Annotated in this window: 17 protein-coding genes; 13 read left to right on the top strand and 4 right to left on the bottom strand. The window is 48.9% G+C overall.

The features are described 5' to 3' along the window. The first annotated feature begins 7 nt into the window (after positions 1-7). The 3 genes from ACQY6Y_RS01980 (at position 8) to ACQY6Y_RS01970 (ending at position 3,013) form a co-directional block, all read left to right on the top strand. Entirely contained in the window at positions 8-1,045 is a 1,038-nt protein-coding gene (locus ACQY6Y_RS01980) for a zinc-ribbon domain-containing protein (RefSeq protein WP_428378637.1), read from the top strand. 55 nt (positions 1,046-1,100) lie between these two features. Continuing rightward, positions 1,101-2,606, top strand: coding sequence for a S10 family peptidase (locus ACQY6Y_RS01975; protein ID WP_428378636.1), 1,506 nt, complete (start codon positions 1,101-1,103; stop codon positions 2,604-2,606). 98 nt (positions 2,607-2,704) lie between these two features. Continuing rightward, complete coding sequence (locus ACQY6Y_RS01970) at positions 2,705-3,013, top strand: zf-TFIIB domain-containing protein (protein WP_428378635.1); 309 nt, start codon at positions 2,705-2,707, stop codon at positions 3,011-3,013. A gap of 95 nt (positions 3,014-3,108) precedes the next feature. Here the strand turns inward: ACQY6Y_RS01970 and ACQY6Y_RS01965 are convergent, their stop codons facing one another. The 4 genes from ACQY6Y_RS01965 to ACQY6Y_RS01950 all read right to left on the bottom strand — a co-directional run bounded on the left by ACQY6Y_RS01965 (position 3,109) and on the right by ACQY6Y_RS01950 (position 7,555). After that, on the bottom strand, positions 3,109-3,804 hold the full coding sequence (locus ACQY6Y_RS01965) for a DNA alkylation repair protein (RefSeq protein WP_428378634.1): 696 nt from the start codon (positions 3,802-3,804) through the stop codon (positions 3,109-3,111). A 2-nt stretch (positions 3,805-3,806) separates the two neighbouring features. Beyond that, the gene (locus tag ACQY6Y_RS01960; RefSeq protein ID WP_428378633.1) at positions 3,807-4,610 is read right to left on the bottom strand and encodes a transglutaminase family protein; all 804 of its coding nucleotides are present in this window, start codon (positions 4,608-4,610) and stop codon (positions 3,807-3,809) included. Between the two features lie 89 nt (positions 4,611-4,699). Continuing rightward, on the bottom strand, positions 4,700-6,820 hold the full coding sequence (locus tag ACQY6Y_RS01955) for a circularly permuted type 2 ATP-grasp protein (protein ID WP_428378632.1): 2,121 nt from the start codon (positions 6,818-6,820) through the stop codon (positions 4,700-4,702). Positions 6,821-6,913: 93 nt separating this feature from the next. Then, positions 6,914-7,555, bottom strand: coding sequence for a TetR family transcriptional regulator (locus ACQY6Y_RS01950; RefSeq protein ID WP_428378631.1), 642 nt, complete (start codon positions 7,553-7,555; stop codon positions 6,914-6,916). Between the two features lie 257 nt (positions 7,556-7,812). On the opposite strand from ACQY6Y_RS01950, the gene ACQY6Y_RS01945 reads away from it, so the two are divergent. From ACQY6Y_RS01945 to ACQY6Y_RS01900, 10 genes are all read left to right on the top strand, one after another. Next, positions 7,813-8,277, top strand: coding sequence for a flavodoxin (locus ACQY6Y_RS01945; RefSeq protein WP_428378630.1), 465 nt, complete (start codon positions 7,813-7,815; stop codon positions 8,275-8,277). 130 nt (positions 8,278-8,407) lie between these two features. Then, positions 8,408-10,414: a GTP-binding protein gene (locus tag ACQY6Y_RS01940; RefSeq protein ID WP_428378629.1), complete on the top strand. Its 2,007-nt coding sequence runs from the start codon at positions 8,408-8,410 to the stop codon at positions 10,412-10,414. Positions 10,415-10,493: 79 nt separating this feature from the next. Beyond that, the gene (locus tag ACQY6Y_RS01935; RefSeq protein WP_428378628.1) at positions 10,494-11,324 is read left to right on the top strand and encodes a response regulator transcription factor; all 831 of its coding nucleotides are present in this window, start codon (positions 10,494-10,496) and stop codon (positions 11,322-11,324) included. Positions 11,325-11,441: 117 nt separating this feature from the next. Beyond that, positions 11,442-12,416, top strand: coding sequence for an ATP-binding cassette domain-containing protein (locus ACQY6Y_RS01930; protein WP_428378626.1), 975 nt, complete (start codon positions 11,442-11,444; stop codon positions 12,414-12,416). Further along, positions 12,413-13,222 (top strand): hypothetical protein, encoded by an 810-nt coding sequence (locus ACQY6Y_RS01925; protein WP_428378625.1) that lies wholly within the window; start codon positions 12,413-12,415, stop codon positions 13,220-13,222. Before ACQY6Y_RS01930 ends, ACQY6Y_RS01925 begins: the two co-directional genes overlap by 4 nt. Positions 13,223-13,241: 19 nt before the next feature. Beyond that, complete coding sequence (locus tag ACQY6Y_RS01920) at positions 13,242-14,165, top strand: sensor histidine kinase (RefSeq protein WP_428378624.1); 924 nt, start codon at positions 13,242-13,244, stop codon at positions 14,163-14,165. A gap of 103 nt (positions 14,166-14,268) precedes the next feature. Continuing rightward, entirely contained in the window at positions 14,269-15,024 is a 756-nt protein-coding gene (locus ACQY6Y_RS01915; protein WP_428378623.1) for an AzlC family ABC transporter permease, read from the top strand. Then, positions 15,021-15,350 (top strand): branched-chain amino acid transporter permease, encoded by a 330-nt coding sequence (locus ACQY6Y_RS01910; RefSeq protein ID WP_428378622.1) that lies wholly within the window; start codon positions 15,021-15,023, stop codon positions 15,348-15,350. Before ACQY6Y_RS01915 ends, ACQY6Y_RS01910 begins: the two co-directional genes overlap by 4 nt. A 204-nt stretch (positions 15,351-15,554) precedes the next feature. Then, positions 15,555-20,249 carry an acyl-CoA dehydratase activase gene (locus ACQY6Y_RS01905; RefSeq protein WP_428378621.1) on the top strand — a complete coding sequence of 1,565 codons (4,695 nt, stop codon included), beginning with the start codon at positions 15,555-15,557 and terminating at the stop codon, positions 20,247-20,249. After that, positions 20,246-20,872: a TetR/AcrR family transcriptional regulator gene (locus ACQY6Y_RS01900; protein WP_428378619.1), complete on the top strand. Its 627-nt coding sequence runs from the start codon at positions 20,246-20,248 to the stop codon at positions 20,870-20,872. Before ACQY6Y_RS01905 ends, ACQY6Y_RS01900 begins: the two co-directional genes overlap by 4 nt. Positions 20,873-20,877: the final 5 nt, after the last annotated feature.

Genomic DNA, 20,877 nt, shown 5'->3' with positions numbered 1-20,877 from the left:
AGAGCTCATGTACTGCAAGCAATGTGGGAAACAAATATCTGATGATGTGAAATTCTGTCCCAGGTGCGGCGCTGCTGTGGGCGTGGGCACGAATGAAGCAAACGCCACATCTCGTGCCAGCGTCGAACAGATTGCGAGTGATGCGCCGAGCACCACTCCAATGTTGGGTGGCATTGCTGAGCAGGTAAACAGTTCTAAACAACACAGTCGTAGACGCATGCCAATGGTGCTCATCATCATCCTCGTTACGCTTGCTCTTGCCAGCGCTGCATTTGCTGCGGTCTACATCTACACCACCTATATCGCTCCAGCCCAGGAAGAACAGCCTGCTCAGGTAGAGCCGGAGGCTGATGAAAACAACGAAACAGCAGAAGAACCGGTGGAAGAGCCAGCAGAGGAACCAGAGGAGCCTGATACCACATCGGAGGAGCAAGAACAGCGCGCTGTCTATGATGGGATTCTGAATGAATACCAGGATTCGCAGGCACAGGGATGGTCAAATGCATCAGAGTCTAGCCTTTCCGATCTCTCATCTCTCGGTCTCATTGTGGATACGCAGCAAGATATGAATACAGGTCTTAGCTACGACACGCTTGAGAGTGGAACAGTTAGCTATGCCTATACCGACCTCGGCAATGATGGTGTGCTCGATCTGGTAATTGGTGTTGTGCAAGATGATGGGAACTATCAGGTAATAGGGCTCTTCTCAACCGATGGGACCACCACAACATCTCTGATGAATGGTGATATTACGGCGCGGTCATGGTGGTATGTTCTCGATGACGGGACTATTCTCAACAGTGGATCTTATGGCGCATCTAATAACAATCTTCTCGTTTATACCGTCAATCTTCTCGTTTATACCGTAGTGAATGGCCAGCTTACTCCAGATCGATCTGCTTATATGCAAGATGGTGAATTCCTTTCGTGGAATTCAGATCCGTCTGTTCAGGAAGATCCACAGACCGCGTTTCAGGAGATTCAGAATGCTCCTCGTGCTACCCTTGATTGGCAACCGCTTGATGAATTTGAGCCAGAAGCATAAGCCTGCAAGCTGATTAAAAATTGCGTTGATCGAGATGCAAGGAGAGAGAAAAACGATGGATGCTCAAGAGACAAACGTAAAGGCTCAACAGGGTGTGACACCTGAGGTTTCTCCTATTTCGGATTCATCTGACTCCTGCCTTGCGACACCCGCCCCTTCGAGTAAAGACTTGACGTGGTGTGTTGGCTCAAAATCTATGAACTATACCGCTACGGCTTCTCATATCGATGTTTTGAGCGATACGGGCAGCTTGCTCGGCAAAATGTTTTCGGTGGCCTATGTGAAGGACGGTGGGCCTCAGGATGTTGCGCAACGTCCCGTAACGTTTTGCTATAACGGAGGGCCGGGTAGCTCTTCGGTTCCTATTAACTTTGGCGGTATTGGACCACGTCGAGTAAAGACTGATGGAACCAAGCATCTGAGCCTGCCAGCTGTAACAGAAGACAACCCGTTCACGCTGCTTTGCCAGAGCGATCTTGTCTTTCTCGATGCATTGGGAACAGGGTATTCGACCATAGCGCGCGACGTAGATCCTGCCACACTGTGGAATATCGACGGGGATGCAGATGCATTTTGCCGTGCCATTATTGCTTGGCTCGATGCAAACAATCGCTGGGGTTCTCCAGTTTATCTGTTTGGTGAGTCATATGGCACCATCCGCAATTCTGTTCTTATGCGCCTTTTAGGAGAAAAGGGCGTCCCGGTACGTGGTGTTGTCATGTTGTCTGCTCTGTTCGATTGGGTACAGACACTGCCCGGTGAGGATCTCTACTATTTGGGCATGCTGCCCACCTTTGCTGCAACAGCAAAGTATTTTGGGCGTGCTGGAGCAGAGGTAGATGAAGAAACCTGGTTTAACGATGCCATGGAGTTTACCGAGACCGTATATGCAACGGCCCTGCTGCGTGGCGATAGACTTTCTGCTGAGAAAAAGTCTGAGGTTGCCGAGCAAATGTCAGAGCTTATCGGACTTCCTGCAGAGCTGATTGAGCAGCATAACTTACGCATCGATCTGGTTACGTTCCGCCGTAATATTGTTGCTGATAAAGGGCTTGTTGCGGGCCGTTTGGATACACGATTTACGACAGCAGCACCTCTTCCGGTGCAGAATTCTGCAGGATTCTTTGCCAGCGAAGATCCAGCGGATGATGCGGTGGAATCTGTTTGGGCCACTGCGTTCCGTGCCTTCTTGCACGAGATTGGTTATAAGGGCGCGCCGATATATCTTTCACAAAACTATGCAGTTGTTAACCGCTCTTGGAAGTGGCAACACATGGAGCCAGGTATCGACCAAGTTGTTCCAGCTCCAAATGTAACGTATGACATCGCCGTTGCCTTAAAGCGTAATCCCACTATGCGAATTGCTGTATTGGGAGGTCGCTACGATGCTGCAACGACCTATTGGAACGCTCTACATGATTTCTCATGCATGTTCTTGCCGCCAGAGCTCAAAGAGCGCATAACGTTCCATCTGTATAGTTGTGGACACATGGCATATGTTGATGAGCCAACACTTAAACAGATGAGCAAAGACATGGAGGCGTTCTACGCAGAAATGTAAAGGCTTCTTCCGTTTGTCGAGTCTTTACTTAGCCAATGCATTTTCTTGCGCTGTAATAGGGTACAGAACAAGCGTTGACCCCAATGAAAGGAGCCACGTTGAAGTGTCCTGTATGCAAAGATGTCACGCTGCTCATGAGCGAAAAAAATGGCGTTGAAATTGACTACTGTCCAGAGTGTCGTGGAATTTGGCTTGATCGAGGGGAGCTCGATAAAATAATGGATCGCGCACGCGGTGTGCGAGATTCTTATGACGAGGAATTTCATACCCATAGAAGTGATGATCGCTATGATCAAAAGTCTCGTGAACATCGGGAAAGCGCCTACGATTACGATAAGAAGGGTAGGCGCAAGAAGAGTCCCGCTTCGGCTCTAAGCGATATTCTTGAGATCTTTGGTGGGGAATAACTGTTACATCAACTTATAGGTAGCGTGAGAGGCTTGCACATTGGTTGTGTAAGCCTCTTTTCATTATGCGCAGTATAAACTCCCCCATATAACTATTAAACCTTGAGGCTCTGGAAATATGCCTTCTGCTCAGGGGTAATGCGTCTGCTTTCTCGAGCTTTTTGCAGGGCTTTGTTGTGTGTCCAGTTATCCAGCATAGGCGGCTTTGTTTCAAACAGCGGCAGAGTCGCTTGAGGCTGTTTTGCCAACGCGGTAGCAAAGTACCAAGCTCGTGCCATATTGATGTAATACTCAGGGCGGTTGATGCGAGCTACTGTCTCTAACTGCTCAGGATGAAATGCCTCGTCTAAGAAGAGTGTCATGAGCTGAATAACCGCAAAACGAACCATATACTCCGGTTCTGCAGATGTCCATTTTTCGATATGCGACAGCGTGGAGCTGAGGTCATGCTTTAACACGGGTACTCGAATAAGATCGCATGTTGCCCAGTTGTCTATTGCAGGAAGAAATGCCTCAAGCATCTCAAACGCTTCTTCAGGTGTTTGTGCAAGAAGACCAATGAGCATGCCATGAAGATTCATCTCATCGTAGGTGTCATGGGGAAGTGGCTCACTGATAAAAGCACGGGCTTCATCAGGGTCTTTACGTACAAGTGTGCGTGCGTATTTTCTTAATGCAGGTGTTCGTACACCAAGAATCCGATGAGGGTCCACAGTGGGAACTAGCGGAGCGGTAAAGTCTCGATATGTTGGATCTGCCAGTGTAGCGAGTTCACTGCGTATAGACGACAAGACTATTCTCCAAGTTCGTGTACAGAGGCATTAACCCATTGAGTTTGGTTTACGCCCGCTCCCGTAAAGATTCCAATATCAATCTTAGTATCCCGGTAATCGCGTCCATGGGCTATAACAATGTACGTATCACCAGCTAAACGATCATGTGTAGGATCTAAGCCAACCCAAACACCGCGTTCGTCATAAACTTCTACCCACGCATGGGTCGCGCCCTCCCCGTCGAGCATTCCTGCAATATAACGTGCTGTAAGTCCAACATGTCTGCAGACAGTAAGCATAACGTGGGCATAGTCCTGACAAACGCCGCAACCTTGCGTCAAAGCTTCTTCGGCTGTGGTATCTATGCTGGTAGTTCCAGGTTTATAAGTAAAAGCAGCAAATACGCAATGCATAACTTCTTGTGCACGCGCTAAAACACGTGCATTGGGGCCAAGAGCATCAACTCTTTCTTTGCAGGTCTTTATGAGTGCATGTAAAGAAGGGCCAGGAGAGGTAAGCTCCGTATCATAGCGGTACAGAGGTTTAGAAGAATCAGATTTAGCATTTGCTACATCAACAAATGCGATGCCAGTCACTGAATAAGAAAATGAATTGTGAGGCTCGGGCAAGTATCCTGTGGCAACTACTGAGCCAAAAGAGTCAACCATCATATCCAGGTGGCAGGTGGGTTCTACTTTAAGGAGAACGTCTATGACTTGCTGGCGTGCTCGTGTAGCAGGAATACAACGTAATTGAAATCGATGCTCAGTTACAGGACCACTAAAAGTGAGCTTCATTTCGTAATTAAACGATAATTTCCTCACGATGAATACGGCTCCTCAGCAGCATGAACAGTCTCTATAACTACAAACCCTTGCAGCACAATCAGTATCTCACGATCAGAATATACAGATCATACTCCCGGCTCACCAAGAATCTGGCAGAGGTGATCTTCGACCGCGGTATAGCCTCGCAGAGGAAGTTCGCTTGCGAGTTGGCGCATTCCTTCGGCAATACTTTCGGGTAAAGTGGCTGTTGCAAGTGAGGTGGTATACGTTGCCAGCTTCCGTAGAGGAGCGTCGAGATAATCTTCTGAAAGAGCGAAGCGTGTGTACAAATCAATGCGCTCAACATACTTACTTAAGAAGAGCAGCGCTTTAAAAGCCGGATCTGCTGGAGAGTTTTCAATTCCACCCCAGAAGGCAAGAAGATCATCGCTTATGTCTCGATAATCAAACAGATCGCTATATCTATCACTTGTATTTTCGTTATGTCGAGCTGCATCCTCAATGTGTGCCATGGCAAGTTCGAGATACTGCATAAGACGGGTGCCAAGTTCAGGGCGCAGGATGGTGGCATTATTAAATGCTGCCCTTACCGCACTTATGACCGACCCTGGATCCTGCTCGTTATAGAGCAGGTTGTGAACCATTTCATCGAGGTTATCAAAGTTTTCTGGAAGATCGAGCGCATGTGCGAGCGGCCTAAAGGCATCAGGGCCAGCATCCATCATGCGATCGTAATATGGAACAAAAAAGTTGAGCGTGGTGTATACACGCTCGGTGTAACGTCCAAGCCAATAAAGATAATCTGCCTTAGAAGCTGTTACCAAAGAAAGTGCATGAGAACGCAAATGAAGTGCTTCTCCCAAAACGGGACCAGGCGTAGTGTCCCGGGTAGCGCGATTTTCCGGTGCCAAAACCCAGGTGTCTTTAAATCCTCCTCCTTGAGAGGAGTTCACAATCATCTCTCCTGGAACTGATGAGTAACGAGTGAGGCCGGAGTACCATACGTGCGTATGGGCACCGGTTAATACAAAAGCTCGTAAGTCATATTTACGTAAGCTCGTTTTGCCTTCTTTGCCGTCAACAACCGCTATATCACGAAAGTTAATCACTTCTTGCGCGATAAAGCGTCGTGGCTCTGCTGTAATGCGCTCTGCCAGGGAGGCGCGCTCAGTAGCGGAAAGGGATGAGCCAAACACAACGCCGTAACCGCCTGCTTCTGAAACGTCCTTAATAACCAATTCGCCAAGTCTATCGAGCACGAGCTTGCGATCTGTTTTGAAATAAGGCAAGTATGTTGGCGCATTGTGAAGCAGGGGTTCTTCGTGCAGATAATAGCGCACCATTTCAGGCACGAAATAATAAATGCCCTTGTCGTCCGCTATGCCATTTCCTGGTGCGTTTACAATAGCAACGTTGCCTGATCGATATGCGGCTAAAACACCTGGTACGCCTATTACAGACTGTGGGTTAAAAGCAAATGGATCGAGATATTCATCGGATAAACGCCGATAAATAACTCCAACTCGATGAGGATTTCCAGCATAATCGCGCAGGTAAACCTTATTGTTTACAACTTCAAGGTCTTCGGGAAATGCCAGCGTGGCACCTGTTTTCTCTGCAAGATACGCATGTTCAAAGAAGGCTGAATTAAGACGCCCAGGTGAAAGAATCACTGCAACACCTTGCGTGGAGACAAAATCCATGGTTTTGCGCAATAACCGTGGATAATCGCGATTATCTCGAATGGAATGATCGCGAAAAAAGCGAGGATCAGCATGTCGTTCGATATCGCGAACAAAAAGAGGATAGCTCGCACCCGAAGGAATGCGTAAATTATCTTCAAGGACCCACCAACGACCGTCGTTATCCTGTACCAAGTCCTCGCCAGCAATATGCGTGTAGATTCCTGCTGGAGGAGTTACGCCATTAACCTGTGGGAGATAGCCTGAGGAGCTGTAGACAAATTCCTCAGGGATAACACCATCGTGGATGATGCGCTTGTCGGAATAGATGTCGCGTAAGAATGCATTGAGCGCGCCAACACGCTGCTTAAGGCCAGCTTCAAGCAGATCAAAGTCGTCGGAAGTAAGAATGCGAGGTATGGGATCGTAGGGGAAGAGTCGATCTTGATAGGTTCCATCTTTATAAACACCAAAACGCACACCGTTGCGTGCAAGTTCACGATTGATGGCTGTTTGATAACCAACAAGGTTAGTAGCTAAATGTTCGGCAGAGGTATCGACCATGGGAACCTCGCTCTCTGAAAATACGACGGTAACCTATGTAAGGTTACAAACCGAGTGTTTCAGAGAGTGTTCCCGTGCGTTGCAAGATGATTGTTACTCTATGTAATGAGTAAGACACATGCTAATGAAGTCGCCCATCTCGGAGCGAAAATCTATTTGTGGGCGCTGAATATTCAGCTGCTCAAGTGCTTCAGCGACGAGCGGATTGCTGCAGAAGCCATTTACATAACCAATAGCATGGTAATAAATTGCCAGCATAAGTGGCTCGACTGCATCACGCTCGAGGGACATGATTTGCGGCAGCCGCTCCTGCATCTTCGCCAAACAATCGTAGTAACAGCGTTTGAAATCCTTGAGACGTTCTACGGTGACGTTTGTCTCAATAATGGTAGAAAGCAAGTCGCTTAAACGGAAAAATTCCTTGTGGGCATTCGCAATGCCAGCCCAAACCTCAGCAATAGTGGGAATAGAGAACTCGCATCCTATGGGTAATGCAGTGAGCAGAGCATCGTAGTAGGCGCTACATTCATCTGCGGTGAGCAGTAAGAAGATTTCTTCTTTGGTGCTTACATACTTATAAAGATTCGCGCGCGACCAGCCAAGCTCTTCTGCAATGGTGGTGAGCGTTATCTCATGATAAGGATGCGATGCAAATTGGTGTTTTACAACATCCTTTATCTGGCTTAAGCGCTGTTCCTTTTGTTCAGGACTTCGTGCTCGAATAAATTCCTGCATGGTACTCTCCGTTGTTTGACTTCCTGTAGTATATCGCAACTAAACTCGTAAATAAAAAAACTCATGTCACTTATCTATTTACAATATACGTAACGTCGCTTAATCTAAGGACTAGTAGATATACGAACGAGTAACTCTTTTGCCACAACGAGTGCGAACAAAATGGCAAGAGAAATTGAAGGATGCTTCATTCCTGCGTACATAACGTTATTCAAATCGTTTGAATCTTTCCAACAGTTTGAGAGAAGGGAATAATCATGGCACAGACGGTTGTAGCGTATTTTTCTGCAAGTGGTGTTACTGCTCGTAAAGCAGCTGAAATTGCCGAGGCAACGGGAGCGGAACTGTATGAAATTCGTTCTGCTTCTCCCTATACCTCAGCAGATTTAAATTGGCAAAATAAAAAGAGCCGCAGCTCTGTTGAAATGGATGATCCGGCAAGCCGTCCGGCATTGGTAGAAGATACGCCAGACTTTTCTGGCGTAAGCACGGTATTTTTTGGTTTTCCAATCTGGTGGTATGTGGAGCCGCGCATCATTGATACCTTCCTTGATGCAGTTGATCTTTCCGGTGTAAAGGTGGTTCCATTCGCCACTTCGGGAAGCAGTGGTATTTCAGGTGCAGAGAAGCGCTTACGTGAGCTTTATCCTGCAATTGATTGGCAGTCTGGAGCCCTGCTCAACAACAAGAATGCTGCTTCGTGGGCCCAAGGCGTGGCATAAGGGGACAGTGTTGCTCTCATACAACTCAGTGAGAAGCTGCATAAAGATGGAGTAATTGACAGCTGTTCTGAGGAACCAGTCCTTATCTATCGTTAGAATGATCGACGGATATAACGATGAGAGGAGTGCTGTGCGACAGGCAGTTGTGGGTCTTTTAGCGCATGTAGATGCGGGCAAAACCACGCTTGCTGAAGCAATGCTTGCAGCTTCAGGTGCTATTCGCGCTGCTGGTCGTGTCGATGACGGGGCTTCGCATCTCGATACCAACTCAATGGAGCGCGAGCGCGGCATTACGATTTTCTCATCACAGGCGTCGATAGACTGGAATGGTGTCCACCTTATGTTGGTGGACACCCCTGGTCACGTGGACTTTTCTGCAGAGGCAGAGCGCACGATAGCGGCGCTCGATATGGCTCTTGTCGTAATAGGTGCAAATGATGGTGTGCAGGGTCATACGGAAGTGCTTTGGGATCTTCTTGAACGCCAAGGCGTTCCAACCCTTGTCTTTATCAACAAGTGCGATTTGGAAAATCCCGGCCATGATGCTCTGCTCACTGAGCTGAAGGATCGACTTTCGCCAAATTGTGTGGACATGTCGGCGGACAAAGCAACTGCACTTGAAGATATGGCTTCCACCGATGAGGCAGCTCTTGAGGAATATCTTGAAACGGGTGCGCTCGCTTCTGACACGATTTCGCAACTCTTTTCTCATAGATCCTTCTTCCCGGTACTTTTTGGTGCAGCTTTGCGCAACGACGGGATTGCAGATCTGCTTGATATGGTGGCGAACGTAACTCCCGACCGGGTGTATCCACATGAATTTGCAGCACTGGTATATCGCGTCAGCAGAAGCGATAAGGGTGAGCGACTCTCCTGGCTCAAGATTCTTGGCGGCACCCTACAGGCAAAGATGCAGCTTGAAGGAGTGGATGGTCGCGGTGAATCTTGGGCTGAGAAGATCAATGAGGTGCGCCTGTACCAAGGTGCAAATTACACGACAGTACAAGAGGTAAAGGCTGGACAAATTTGTGCGGTAACAGGCCTTACCCATGTGATGCCTGGTACCAGCTTAGGAGCAGCTCCGCGTGTGATGCCTCCTCGGCTTGCACCTGTTTTGTCCTATCAAGTGATTCCTGCTCCTAATACTGACATTTCTGCTCTTGTGCGCGCGTTGCGTGAGCTTGCTGATGAAGATCCTCTGCTTGCGGTGAACTGGCAAGAACAATTACAAGAAGTGCATGTGCAGCTTATGGGTGAGGTTCAGCAGGATGTCGTGCGAGAACTATTGCACGACCGCTATGGCATGGATGTGAGTTTTGGTGCGGGAGGTATTCTCTATAAAGAGACAGTAACAACACCCGTGGAAGGTGTTGGTCATTTTGAACCACTTCGTCACTATGCTGAAGTGCGTCTTTTAGTAGAGCCCTTACCTTGCGGCTCCGGGGTAGAGTTTGGGACACGTTGTTCAACGGATGATTTGGATCTTAACTGGCAGCGCCTCATCCTTACCAATGCAATGGAACGAGACCATCTTGGAGTACTTGTGGGAGCTCCACTGACTGATGTACGCATCACACTTCTGGCGGGTCGTGCCCATGTAAAACATACCGAGGGTGGAGATTTTCGACAGGCGACGTATCGTGCTGTGCGACAAGCCCTTATGAATGCTCGAGAGCAAGGAGCATGTATGTTGTTGGAGCCCTGGTACCAGTTCTGTTTGGTGGTACCTGCAGATCGTTTGGGCCGTGCTCTTGCCGATCTCCAGCGTATGGCTGCTGAGTTCTCCGCTCCTACTGCCGATGAGACAGCACGAATTACTGGCGTAGTTCCAGCGTCTGAGGTGGGGGAATATGCCTTGGAGGTTGCGCGTTACACTGCTGGCCGAGGCAGACTATCCCTCGAGTTTGCGGGTTATCGTACATGCCATAATGCCGAGGATGTAATGACGGAAATTGCTTATAACCCTGAGGCGGATCTTTCTAACACACCCGACTCTGTCTTTTGTAGCCACGGTGCGGGTCATACCGTAAAATGGCGCGATGTTCCAGAGCATGCTCACACACAGGTCAATAAGGCACAGCTTCGTCCATATGTGCCTGCTGATGCAGCGTTCTTTTCGAATACAGCAAAACGGTAGATCTCTCATGTAAAAACAGTACTGTTATGCGGTAGGCTCATTGCGTTGATAGAAACTTCAAACGCGAGAGGAATGTTGCATGCAGAACACTGGCACTCAACAAGATATACGTGTGCTTGTGGTTGAAGATGATGCTTCTTTAAGTGATGTGGTATGCACATTTCTTGGAAAGCATCAGATGGTATGCACGCCAGCCTTCTCAGGTTCTGAGGCACTTCTCCTGCTGGATCGTGCGGAAAACAAGACTGATAGAGCTACCGGAAATACCGTTTCACAGAGGCGTTTTGACGTTGTGATTTGTGACCTTATGCTCCCAGGCGTTTCGGGAGAAGAGGTTGTGGCAGCAGTACGAGAATCATTGGGAAATATACCAGTGCTGGTTACTTCAGCACGTAGTGAGGTGGATAGGCGCATTGCTCTTTTGCGCTGTGGAGCCGATGACTATTTGGTAAAACCTTTTGATTTGGAAGAGTTGCTGGCACGAATTGAAGTTCAGTTACGTCTGCGTGCCGAGTCCCCGTTAAATAACTCTGATAAAACAGCAGCAAGCCCACAACATGAAAGCTCAGAACAGGTGCTTTGCATCGGCCCTTGGAAGCTTTCCCCAGCAACCCGCGAGTTTATTGTTAATGGAAGAAGCCTTCGTCTCACGAGAACTGAGTTTGATATGTTGGCGGCAATGATGCGACAGCCAACCCGTGTCTTTACAAAGCGCGACCTCTATCTCGCAGCTTGTCATGATACAGAAATTGCTGATATAGCTGCATCGGGGGTAACGCTTGCCGATGAGAAGACCGTGAGTACACATATTGCAAACTTACGTGCAAAGCTCAAAGACTCTGGTACCGACAACATGATTCAAACCGTATGGGGAATAGGCTTTAAGTTGAATAGTGCAAGTCAGTCATAGGTGGGGCTGTGCCTCACTCTCAAATCTTGCAACTTTCTTATAACCTACCTGGAAGTTTCTAAAAGTGTGCTCCGTATTGTGCTTCTTAGAAACAAAGCAGAGTACGGAAGGAGCGTCATGTATGCACTAGAAACGGCAGATCTTGAGCGCAGCTTTCGAGGTCACCGTGTAATTGATGGTCTTAATTTGCATGTTGGTAAAGGTGAAATATACGGGTTTATTGGGCGGAATGGGGCTGGTAAATCAACAACCATGCGCATGATTGCTGGTTTGCTTGCACCACAGGCTGGACAGATTCGTATCTTTGGACAAACGCTCACGCCTTGCGAAGCCAATCCGGCGCTTGGAACCCTTATTGAGAATCCTGGCCTCTATCCCAACCTCTCTGCGTTCGACAACTTGATGACAAAAGCACTTGTTCTGGGAGTTGTTAACGCACCCCAACGTTGTCGCGAACTCTTAAATCTTGTCGGACTGGATGGGAGTAAGAAACGTGTCAAGGGCTTTTCAATGGGTATGCGCCAAAGACTTGGTGTTGCCATGGCATTGCTTGGAAACCCTGAAATCCTCATTTTGGATGAGCCATTAAATGGCCTAGATCCCGAGGGTGCACGTGAAATACGGCAACTTCTTTCGCGTCTCAATAGAGATCGTGGCATAACTGTGTTGGTGAGCTCGCATGTGCTGGATCAACTTGAGCGCATGTGCACCTGTTATGGCGTTATTTGTGGCGGACGTATGGTACGTGAACTTACAGCTCAAGAGGTTGAACAAGAATGTGCCAGCTATCTTGCGCTGTCCTGTTTCGAGCCCGAACGTGCCTTTGCAATTCTTACTGAGCGTTTTCCGCAATTTACCGCTTCAGTTTTACCTGACAACTCTTTACATATTACAGGCGATATTGAAGCAAGCGATGTTGGATGTGTGCTTGCAGAAGAGGGCATTGTCATACAAGAGCTTCACCGCACCGAAGGTGATATTGAGGACTTCTTTGTTCAACTTATGGGCGGCGATGATTCTAAGCAAGCAGCTCATGTAAGTACTTCAGGGCATATTCCAAATCATTTTGTTAAAGGTGGCGATGCACGATGATGATGAATTTTGTTCACTCTGATCTGTATCGTTTGCGCAAGTCAGGAACACTGTGGGGCATGATGCTCTTTTGCTTCGCTTTTCTCCTTATGCGCTATCTGTTTGAGTGGATTACTGTTAAAGGGATGTTTGGATTAAGTCCTGCGGAATCATCAGTAATAGCTCGATCGTTTCTTGATTATCTCGCGATAGGTTCTACAAGTGGTTTGCTCTTAGTTCCAACAACATGGTTTGCCGTTTGGCTTATTGCAAGCGACTATAAAGCTCATTCGTTTAAGAGTTTGTTTGCCACTCCACATGCTCGTCGCGACTACATTCTTTCTAAGCTAGCTCTCTCTGTCTTTTTGTCCGCAGTAGTTATCATCTTTATGCTTGTATGCAGCGCTTTTATGCCGATTGTTTTTGGACTTCAATTTGAGTTAGTCCCTCGTGTGCAACAAATCATAGGTTGGGGAGTGCTCGCTCTACTGGTTAATAGTATGTACAGCGCTATCTGCATCTTCTTCGCGATTTTAGTTGCGAATGAGACTATGGCATGGGTGTGCAATATGTTGCTCGTGCTCGGTCTTGCTGGTGCTGCTGTAATGGCAGGCCTCAATCTCATCCCGTTGGTATTACCAGGAAGCACAGAGATTGTTCATGCGATATCAGGATGCTTGCCTGTAGCGCAATGTGCTTTTATGGACCGGGGTTTGGATGTATTTATACAAAGCTTCGATCTGCAACATTTCATTCTTGTTTGTCTTGCTTGGATTATTGTGAGCGGTATTGCCTCAATGGTGATATTTAGGCGCAGGGCATTATAAGAGAGAGTGGGAGGTGGACATGTCTTTAGAAACAGCACTGCTAATTGTGCTTTGCGGCGTAGGTGGCGTGCTTGCTATGGTGCTGGTCGACGTGGCACGGCGCGAACGTGAGGTCTCTCGGATTGCGCGCGAGTTGCTTAACCATGACATAGCAAGTAATGCTCGTATTCTTTTACATGTCCACACTCCAGCGTTAGAAGCATTGGCACAAGCAATAAATGCACTGCTGGAAGCCGAGCAGGAGCGTGCGATAGCTCATAGACGTTCTCGTGAAGCTTTTCAAGAAGATCTCGCGGCACTTTCGCATGATATTCGCACCCCTCTAGCAGGAGCACAAGGATATTTGCAGCTTGCTCGTATGACAGATAATGCTCAAGAGCACAGCAATGATATTGTCCGTGCTGAGGAGCGGCTGAGTTCTATGAGAACCCTGGTGGATGGGTTGTTTGAGTATGCGCAAGCCACTGACCCCTCGTTTAGCCCTGAGTGTGTTCCGGTGGCACTTATGCCTGTTTTATCGGAAGTACTCGCGGACATGTATCCGAGATTTATTGCTCGTGAATGGGAACCTCACATCAGTATTGACGATGAAACAGTGGCGGTGTTGGCGGATGAACGTGCACTTACTCGTGTACTTGAGAACCTCATGACAAATGCTTTGCGCTATGGCATATCTGCTCCACGCATTGTTTCTCAAACAAAAGAAGACAGAGTCGCTCTGTGCGTTTCCAATGATGTGCCTGATGCAAGTGCACTTGATACCAACAAACTGTTTGACCGTTTTTATCGTGCTGAAACTGCTCGATCTGGTGAAGGGTCTGGATTGGGCCTTGCTATTGTTGCTCATCTTGTTGATGCGATGGGTGGCGAGGTGCAAGCCTGGCTTGACCAATCCACCCTTACCATCGAAATTATTCCTGTCAAAGCTTGTGATATGGCATAAATACTTGCCACAAAATTCATGAACATCTTCATTCTGTTGGTGTGACATCTCTTTACAATGATCTTTTGCATATTCGGATACATTCGAAGTGAGAAGATCGTCTATGTCCAACCAAGACTCCGTGCAAGAGACAAAAAAGGGTGTGCTGCGGCGTGCATTTGTGTGCGCGTTTCCCTATACCTTGCCGATTTGTGCAGGCTTTCTCTTTTTAGGTATTTCCTACGGCTTTCTGATGGGAACACGCGGTTTCCCATTTTTCTATCCCATGCTTATGGCGCTGTTCATTTTTGCTGGATCAATGGAGTTTGTAACCGTCAATTTGCTGCTTGCTCCCTTTAATCCGCTTGCAGCGTTTTTGTTGGCGCTCATTGTGAATGCACGCCATTTGTTTTACGGCATAGTTATGCTTGATCGCTTTAGAGGTCTGGGGCTTAAACGTCTTTATCTCATTTTTGGCATGTGTGACGAAAGCTTCGCAATAAATAGCACGGTTGAACCTCCCGAGGATGTTGATCGCGGGTGGTTCATGTTCTTTGTAACGCTGCTTAATCAGTTGTGGTGGGTAAGCGGTGCCACCCTGGGTGGCATATTGGGCAATATTGTTACCTTTGATACGACGGGCCTGGACTTTGTCTTAACCGCCCTCTTTATCGTGCTCTTTTTGGAACAGTGGCTTGCTACACATGATCATGTTCCTGCAGTTGTTGGTGGGGTACTGGCACTCATCTGTCTTGTTCTTTTTGGCCCTGACAACTTTATGATTCCTGCAATGCTTGTCATGGTTGTTGCGTTCTTTATTATGTGGCGCTTTGAAGTGCCTCTTTCGTTTCGTAAGCAGAAAAGGGGTGCTCGCTCATGACCGGAATTGAACAGGCTATAACCATTGCAGCAGTTGTTGCCGGGACAATGGTGACACGCTTTCTCCCCTTTATAGCGTTTCCTGATAAAAAAACACCGCCTGCATTTGTAACGTATCTCGGTAAGGTTTTACCTGGTGCTGCCATGGCATTGCTGGTTATCTATGCCCTTCGAAACGTAGATATTCTCTCAGGTTTTCATGGCTTGCCGGAAGCCATTGCGATGCTTGCGGTTGTTGGTGTGCATGTGAAATGGCGCAATATGCTTATCTCTATTGCTGTGGGCACCTTTCTTTATATGGCGCTTATTCGATTTGTCTTTGTATAGGAAATGGACAATTGGCGAGGTAACTCAGGGAGACATGCTGCATAGCAACCAATAGATCAGCTGTAAGTTGTTTCGAGCTTTGCAAGTTCTCGTAAGTTTTTTATACAGACTGTCTAAAATCATCTTGAAATAGCTAGACTAACCAGGGTGATATATAAGGTATCACGCGTATTTGATGTTCTGTGTGAAGCGGGAGACAACTACATGAAGATGGGTATCGACAGCAAAATTCAGGTGAATGCACAGGATGGCGTGGAAGAATCTGTGTGTTCGCAAGCTGCGCCCCGTGAGTTGTATGTGGGTATTGATGTTGGTTCTACAACCGTAAAACTGGTTGCGTTGGATGTTCAGTCTCAAGAGTGCGAGCCGCTTATTTCTCGGTATGTACGACATGGTGCTCGTCAGGCAGAGACAGCGGCAAAGCTTTTGGAAGAACTTGCTCAAACCTTCCCTCAAAGCACTATTTATGCAGCACTTACGGGCTCTGGAGCTACGGGGCTTGCAGAAGCATTGCAGCTTCCCTTTGTTCAGGAAGTTGTTGCGAACTCCATAGCAGTACGCCGTCTTTTTCCACAGGCAAAAACTGCCATCGAGTTGGGCGGACAGGACGCAAAGATTGTTTTCTTTGAGCGTGATCCGCGAACCGGTGAGCTTACTGTTTCAAATATGCGCATGAATGGATCGTGTGCAGGAGGTACCGGCGCATTTTTGGATGAAATTGCCTCTCTGCTTGAGGTGGCGCCTGAAGATTTTGATGGTCTTGCAGCCGCTGGCACGGCTGTGCATGACATTTCAGGACGCTGCGGCGTATACGCTAAAACCGATATTCAGCCCCTCATAAACCAGGGTGTTTCCAAAGAGGATATTGCACTTTCTTCTCTGCATGCTGTGGCAAAACAGACGATAGGCGGTCTTGCTCAGGGCTTAGACATCGAAGCGCCTGTGGTGTTTGAGGGTGGTCCCCTTACGTTTGACCCCACGCTGGTGCGCGTGTTTGGTGAGCGTTTGGGGTTGTCTGCCAATGAGACTATTGTGCCTGAGCGAGCAGAAACCATGATGGCGCTTGGTGCTGCATTATCGGTCGAAGAGCTCTTCTCCGACAGAGACTGTTCGATGGATGTGTCGCGTGCTGCTGAGATCTTACGTGCTTACGAGAAGCGCCCTCATGAAGAGGAAAAGCCGGCACCACCGTTTTTCTCATCAGAGGAAGAGCGTGCCGAATTTACACAGCGCCATACGGTGTCTCAAGATCCCGAGCCAGTGCCCTGTGTGGATGGGGTTCGCCGTGTGTGGTTAGGCATAGATTCAGGAAGTACAACCACGAAATTTGCCCTGCTCGATGAACATGGCGTGCTTGTCGATTCGTTTTATGCCTCCAATGAGGGGGCGCCTCTGGATGTAGCGGTAGCTGCTCTCCGCGAAATGTACAATCGCCATGAGGCGGCCGGTGAGAAACTCGAGGTACTTGGTGTAGGCACGACGGGCTACGGTGAGAACATGTTCGCAAGTGCCCTCGGTGCCGATTACCATGCCGTGGAAACTGTGTCGCATGCGCGTGCGGTGCGCAATGTAGTGCCCGATGCCACATTTGTCTTGGATATTGGTGGTCAGGACATGAAGGCCATGTGGCTTGACCACGGTGTTATTACCGATGTAGTGGTCAACGAGGCATGTTCATCTGGCTGCGGATCATTCCTCGAGACGTTTGCCCGTACACTGGGAATTCCTGTTACGAGCATAGCCGAGGCGGCATTTCGCTCGGATGCACCGGCTCGCCTGGGAAGCCGCTGCACTGTTTTTATGACCAGCAGCATTGTGACAGAGCAGCGCAACGGCAAGTCGCCTGACGACATCATGGCAGGCCTGTGCCGTTCCATCATAGAAAACGTCTTTACAAAAGTTGTTCGCATTCCCAGCATGGATGTGCTCGGTGACAAAATCGTGGTGCAGGGCGGTACCTTCCTCAATGATGCTGTTTTGCGCGCTTTTGAACAACGCGTTGGTCATAACGTTACCCGCGCTCCTCATGCTGGGCTGATGGGAGCTATCGGCGTTGCTCAGCTAACCCGCGAACATGCCCTAGCATCTGTTACCGCAGGAGAGCCGTTGCCTGTGAGCTCCTTTATCGGCTTTGACGCACTCGATGCCTTCTCATATCAAACAGAAAACAACTTGCGCTGTCCTTTCTGTTCCAACCATTGCAATCGTACCCGTGTGACATTCTCCAATGGCGCATCATGGGTAACGGGCAATCGTTGTCCACGCGGTGAAGTTGTTGGCGATCCAAAAGACGATGCTGTTCGTGAGCGTGTGGCTGCTGTGCGTAAACGTGTAGCCGCTGTTCCTAATTTGTTTGAAGAGCGTGAGAAGCTCCTCTTCAAGAGCTATCCAGTAAAGCCAGTTCGTGATTTGGGCGATGCTGCTCCTACTATTGGTCTGCCTCGAGTGCTGGCTGCATGGGAATGGGCGCCATTTTGGACAACGCTTGTGCGCGCTGCGGGATATCGCGTAAGGCTCTCACGAAAGAGCACGCGTGCAATGTATGAGCGTGGTTTACCAGCAGTTACTTCGGATACTGTTTGTTTTCCGGCCAAGCTTGTCCATGGCCATCTGAGGGATTTGGCCGACTCTGGTGTCGATCGTATCCTTATGCCTTCCATTACGACGGTCCCATCCGACAATGCTGCCAAAACGAGTCAGTCTATGTGTGCTGTTGTAAAGGGCTATCCGCTGGTTGTTGCCAATTCCGATGACCCTTCTCAGCGCTGGGGCATTCCATTTGATGCACCGCTGTTCCACTGGTATTCCGATGAAGATCGAGAAGAGCAGCTCGTACAATTCTTACGCTCATGGGCACAGCTTGATACCGCACAGGCACGTGATGCCATACATCAGGCGCAGGCTGCACAGGATTCTTTTGAGCAGACAATGCAACGTCGTGGCCGCGAAGTGCTCAACTCGATTGAAGGGTCGGGCTGGGCTGTTGTGCTGGCGGCACGCCCATACCAGACTGATGAATTGGTAAACCATGGGTTGCCTGCGCTGTTTGCACAAGCAGGAATTCCTGTGCTCACAGCCGATGCGGTGCCTGGCGTACACGAGGTTGATCTTTCACGCAGTCGTATTGACGTGGTTAATAACTTCCACGAGCGCATGCTTGGCTCGGCTCTTATCGCCGCTCGCGATCCTCGTCTGGAGTTTGTCCAGCTTGTAAGCTTTGGGTGCGGCCACGATGCCTATCTCTCCGATGAGATTGTTCGTTTGATGCACGAAACAGGCGAGAAGGCCCCGCTTATTCTCAAGCTCGACGAATCTGATGCTACGGGTCCTCTAAGTATCCGTGTACGTTCCTTTGTGGCAACCGTTCATGAGCGTCGTGCTCATGAGCTGGCAGAAGGCGTGATTCCTGAGCCTCACGAGCTACCTGATCCATATCCACAGAAGTTCCGCCGTGGCGATAAAAACCGCTACACCGTTTTGGTGCCCAATACCTCGCATGCATTTAGTCGCTTGATGGCTGCGGCAGCCTCTCGCCAGGGCCTTACGATGGTCTCGCTCCCCATAGGCCGTGATCGTGCTATTGAACTTGGAAAACAATACGTTCATAACGACATTTGTTTCCCGGCACAGGTGGTCATTGGCGAGTGCCTTGCTGCTCTGGAAAGCGGCACATATGACCTAAATACCACTGCCGTTATGATGGCTAAGTACGTGGGTGATTGTCGCCTTACGCATTATGGTGCCCTTTTACGTAAGGCATTGGACGATGCTGGCTATGCTCAGGTACCGATAATTACCAATGATGGTGAGGATGCTCATAATATGCATCCCGGTTTCCGTTTGGGGCTGGGCGCTTCAATAGATATTGCTACGGGCTTACCGATGATTGATGAGCTGGAGGCAATGCTCAGGCGTGTTCGCCCGTATGAAATCGACCCGGGCAGTGCCGATAAGGCCTTTGAACAGGCGCTTGATGAGCTGATAGATGCTATTGCTTCGCATGGTGCTCTGGCGGCTCCGGTAGCATTCCGTCATGGTATGGAGCTGTTGTCTTCAGTAGAGATGTCTGATGCTCCTCGACGCCCACGCGTTCTCATCGTTGGCGAGTATTTGCTTAACTTCCATCCAGGCGCCAATCATGAGATCGAGCGCTATCTTGAAGATAATGGACTAGAAATTATCGAAGCGCGCATGACCGATGTCATTCGCAAGATATATTTCAACCGCCATGCGCAATCGCGTGAATACCATGTTTCGCTCCCACTGGTAGAACGCGCTTGGAATGCTACGGCAGATGAGATTTTCTCGGCGTCTTGTGCTCTTACCGACACCATTGCACGCAACTTCCCGTTGCATGAACCTGCAACAACGTTGCCCGAGTTGGTTGGCAAGAGCGACACCATTATTCATCACACGTTTGATGCGGGTGAAGGTGTTCTTATCCCTGGCGAGATTTTGCACCATGCCTCTCATGGCGTGCGTAACTTTGTGGTGCTCCAACCGTTTGGGTGCTTACCGAACCATGTGGTTGGACGTGGCATTATCAAACGTATTAAAGAGCTTTATCCTGATGCGCAAGTTTTGCCGCTTGACTACGATCCTGATGTCAGCTTTGCCAACATTGAGAATCGTTTACAAATGCTCGTCATGGATGCTCGCCCTGATGTTGAGCCTGAGAATACCGAGGCTGTTTCAAAGACAGATGAGAGCATGCGTGCTTCTGAGGAAACGGTATATCGCTGGGGCAAGATGGTGGTTGATGCAGCTGGCCGTGCGCTCGACGACGCTGGTCAGGCAATTGATGATGCGGGTCACGCTTTGGATGATGTGGCTGCTTCTGTGGCGGCTATGGCACCAACACCTGTTGTTTCTCGTCGTGCTGCCAGGGAGTCACGATGAGTGCGCGAAATGCTCGGGCAGGCATCCATATGAAGAGCAAGCTGGCCGATGCTCTTTGGAGTCTGCTGAAGACACAGTGTTTATCAACCATTTCGGTTGGCGATGTTATTGAAGCGGCATCTGTGAGCAGGGGTTCGTTTTACTATCATTTCGCCGATCTAGATACGTTGGTTCGTTGGGCTTTATTGCGAGAAGTCTTCGATTCCGATCGCCAGGGACATCCGTTCTTTCTTCTTGCAACAAAAACAGCTTTGCCCCAGGAAACGCATGAGCTCAAACGCAGCATTAGTCGTGTGTGTTTGCTGCTTGATAGAGGCGGAATGAACATTGTGTTCGACGTCTCACTTGATGCGTTGGTAGATCTCTGGTGCCGTGTATTGCAGCCCGATGCGAATGAACTTCCCAATGAGGTGATATCGCAGCTGGAATACGCCGTAGGCGGAACGGTTGGCATGCTGGCGCGTGCAAATGTGCGCGATGAATCAAAACGCCGTACCTCAGTGGCATTTATTCGCGAGCAACAAATTCGAATGGTCCGCAGTATTGCGGCGGTACTCCACATGAGTCCGAGTGAGCTCATGGCACGCTTGGCTCAGGTGGAGTATCCCGTAGCAGCTGCGTAAAACAG

The organism is Olsenella sp. Marseille-QA0557 (genome assembly GCF_965119725.1).
GTDB lineage: Bacteria > Actinomycetota > Coriobacteriia > Coriobacteriales > Atopobiaceae > Coprovicinus > Coprovicinus avistercoris.
This window is presented reverse-complemented; position numbering and strand designations above follow the sequence as displayed.

Bases quoted from the DNA above. Each gene is read 5' to 3' on its own strand.
- ACQY6Y_RS01925 (WP_428378625.1), top strand. From the start codon at position 12,413: ATGATGATGAATTTTGTTCACTCTGATCTGTATCGTTTGCGCAAGTCA.
- ACQY6Y_RS01950 (WP_428378631.1), bottom strand. From the start codon at position 7,555: ATGCAGGAATTTATTCGAGCACGAAGTCCTGAACAAAAGGAACAGCGC.
- ACQY6Y_RS01920 (WP_428378624.1), top strand. From the start codon at position 13,242: ATGTCTTTAGAAACAGCACTGCTAATTGTGCTTTGCGGCGTAGGTGGC.
- ACQY6Y_RS01930 (WP_428378626.1), top strand. From the start codon at position 11,442: ATGTATGCACTAGAAACGGCAGATCTTGAGCGCAGCTTTCGAGGTCAC.
- ACQY6Y_RS01905 (WP_428378621.1), top strand. From the start codon at position 15,555: ATGAAGATGGGTATCGACAGCAAAATTCAGGTGAATGCACAGGATGGC.
- ACQY6Y_RS01975 (WP_428378636.1), top strand. From the start codon at position 1,101: ATGGATGCTCAAGAGACAAACGTAAAGGCTCAACAGGGTGTGACACCT.
- ACQY6Y_RS01945 (WP_428378630.1), top strand. From the start codon at position 7,813: ATGGCACAGACGGTTGTAGCGTATTTTTCTGCAAGTGGTGTTACTGCT.
- ACQY6Y_RS01900 (WP_428378619.1), top strand. From the start codon at position 20,246: ATGAGTGCGCGAAATGCTCGGGCAGGCATCCATATGAAGAGCAAGCTG.
- ACQY6Y_RS01980 (WP_428378637.1), top strand. From the start codon at position 8: ATGTACTGCAAGCAATGTGGGAAACAAATATCTGATGATGTGAAATTC.
- ACQY6Y_RS01935 (WP_428378628.1), top strand. From the start codon at position 10,494: ATGCAGAACACTGGCACTCAACAAGATATACGTGTGCTTGTGGTTGAA.
- ACQY6Y_RS01915 (WP_428378623.1), top strand. From the start codon at position 14,269: ATGTCCAACCAAGACTCCGTGCAAGAGACAAAAAAGGGTGTGCTGCGG.
- ACQY6Y_RS01955 (WP_428378632.1), bottom strand. From the start codon at position 6,820: ATGGTCGATACCTCTGCCGAACATTTAGCTACTAACCTTGTTGGTTAT.
- ACQY6Y_RS01910 (WP_428378622.1), top strand. From the start codon at position 15,021: ATGACCGGAATTGAACAGGCTATAACCATTGCAGCAGTTGTTGCCGGG.